This is a genomic window from Jatrophihabitans sp. (genome assembly GCF_051960575.1).
Lineage (GTDB): Bacteria > Actinomycetota > Actinomycetes > Mycobacteriales > Jatrophihabitantaceae > JBQCEE01.
The window spans coordinates 1-2,276 of sequence record NZ_JBQCEE010000423.1 but is presented as its reverse complement, the minus strand read 5'-3'; the positions used below and the strand labels follow the sequence as shown (position 1 = coordinate 2,276).

3 protein-coding genes are annotated in these 2,276 nt (G+C 70.1%); all 3 read left to right on the top strand.

Going from position 1 to position 2,276, the window contains the following annotated elements; all coding sequences use genetic code 11:
* Nucleotides 1-285: aldehyde dehydrogenase family protein (locus ACTHMS_RS23780; protein ID WP_440309133.1), on the top strand; the 285-nt coding region annotated here is incomplete at its 5' end.
* A gap of 19 nt (nt 286-304) precedes the next feature.
* On the top strand, nt 305-1,030 hold the full coding sequence (locus tag ACTHMS_RS23775; protein WP_440309132.1) for an AAA family ATPase: 726 nt from the start codon (nt 305-307) through the stop codon (nt 1,028-1,030).
* Nucleotides 1,031-1,147: 117 nt separating this feature from the next.
* Nucleotides 1,148-2,158, top strand: a complete 1,011-nt coding sequence (locus ACTHMS_RS23770) for a bacteriorhodopsin (RefSeq protein WP_440309131.1) — start codon at nt 1,148-1,150, stop codon at nt 2,156-2,158.
* Nucleotides 2,159-2,276: the final 118 nt, after the last annotated feature.

The window sequence follows — 2,276 nt, the reverse complement described above, 5'->3', positions numbered from 1 at the left end:
GGGCCGGTCGCACCGATCATCACGGTGCGCGACGACCACGACGCCATCGCCGTGGCCAACGCCACCGATATGGGGCTCACCGGATACGTCTACACCCGCGACCTTGCCCGCGGACTCCGCCTGTGCGAGCGGCTCGAGGTCGGCATGGTCGGCCTCAACCGAGGTGTCGTCAGTGACCCCGCGGCGCCGTTCGGGGGCGTCAAGCAGTCCGGGCTCGGGCGCGAGGGCGGCCACGAGGGGATCGACGAGTACCTCGAGACCACCTACGTGGCCGCGTCCTGGTGACGAGCGCGACGGGCGGCGCGTGATCCTCGAACGGCCCGTGCTGCGGGTCGAGGCGGCGCGGGAGGTCGATCCGGACGACCCGCCGCGCCCCGAGCGCTGGCCCTGCACGATCCCAGCGGTGCAACAGCTGTTGGACGACGGGCTCGAGCTCGCACCGCTGACCGTGCTGGTCGGCGAGAACGGCTCGGGCAAGTCGACGCTCGTCGAGGCGATCGCGATGCGGTTCGGCTTCTCGCCCGAGGGCGGGTCGACCGGCGCGCGGCACTCGACGCGGCCGACCGAGTCGGGCCTGCACCGGTGGCTGTGGTTGCGCCGCGGCATCAACAGCCCGCGCTGGGGCTTCTTCCTGCGCGCCGAGACGATGCACGGCTTCTACAGCTACCTCGAGGCGAACCCGGTGCCGCACGACATCCGTTTCCACGAGCTGTCGCACGGCGAGTCGTTCCTCGAGGTGCTCGCGTCCCGCTTCGCCGACGCCGGCTTCTACGTGCTGGACGAGCCCGAGTCGGCGCTGTCCTTCACGGCCTGCCTCTCGCTGGTGTCGCGGCTGCGCGAGATCGCCGAGAGCCGGCACTCGCAGGCGCTCGTCGCCACCCACTCGCCGCTGATCGCAGCCACGCCCGGTGCGCGCATCGTCGAGGTCGGTCCCTGGGGTCTGCGCGAGACGTCGTGGCAGGAACTTGAGCTCGTCCAGCACTGGCGTGCGTTCCTCGACGACCCGGACAGCTACCTGCGCCACCTCTGAGCGCGCTGCTCCACGCTCCCAGTGATCCTGCGCACGGACGCATGGATCCTGCACAGGTCGGGTATGCGTCAAGCAACGCTTGCATGGTGCAAGTGTGAGCTGATGCAGGAGGTTGCGGTGATAGGTGCACGTCTCGTCGCAGCGGGGGTGCAGGGTCCGACGACGGAGCTGACCGGCACCTCGTCGCTGGACCGCTGGCAGTGGGAGTTGATCCTGTTCGCCCTCGTCGTCGGGTTCTTCGCCCTGTTCGCGTCCGGCGTCTTCTCCCTGTCGACCAAGGGGGAGGTCTCGAAGAAGTACCGGCCGGCGTCGCTGGCCGGCGCCCTCATCTCGTTCGTCGCGGCGCTCGCGTACGTGCTGCTCATCGGCGTCTTCCTGACCCACTGGCACTCGAACGCCGACGGCACGCGGTACATCCCGCAGCCGGGCACGGCCCTCACCGGCCTGCGCTACGCCGACTGGACGGTCACCGTGCCGTTGCTGACGGTGGAACTGCTCGCCGTGTGCAACATGGCGCGCGGGAAGATCATCGGCTGGCGCTTCGCCTGCATGGCGTCCGCGTTCCTGATGATCGTCACCGGCTTCCTGGGTGTCGTCGCGGTCGGCCAGCACGACGCCAACGTCGCCGAACTCGTCGTCTGGGGGCTCATCTCGACGGTCTTCTTCGTCGCGCTCTACCCGCTGCTGCTCGTGCCGGTCATGCGCACCCGCAAGGAGATCAGCGCAGAGGCGGGCACCAGCCTGCGCAACGCGGCGACCCTGCTGCTGTCGGTCTGGGGCGTCTACCCGATCGTCTACCTGATCCCGTGGTGGGCGGGTGATCACTCGGCCGGCTGGGCCGTCACCATCCAGATCAGCTTCACCGCTGCCGACATCGCCGCCAAGGCCGGCTTCGGCGCGCTGATCCACAAGGTGGCCAAGCTGCGCACCGCCGAGGACACCGCCACCGAGGTCGACGAGGCCCGCGTGCCGGACGTCTACCCGTCCGAGGTCTACATCTCGGGCAACCTCTACAGCCTGCCGCCGATCGACGGCAGCGAGCTCGCCGGTGTCGGCGGTGTCCGCCCGGCCACGGGCAACCGCAGCAGCGCCAAGCACCCGAACGACGGCCCACGCACGGAGCGCTGATGTCGCTGGTCACCACCCCCGCCCGGCCCGGCGGCACCACCCCCCGACCGGCGAGAGGGGAGAACGCCAAAAGCCAAATGCCCCCCCCCCCGCTTGTTGCCCCCACCGAGGTTGTAGG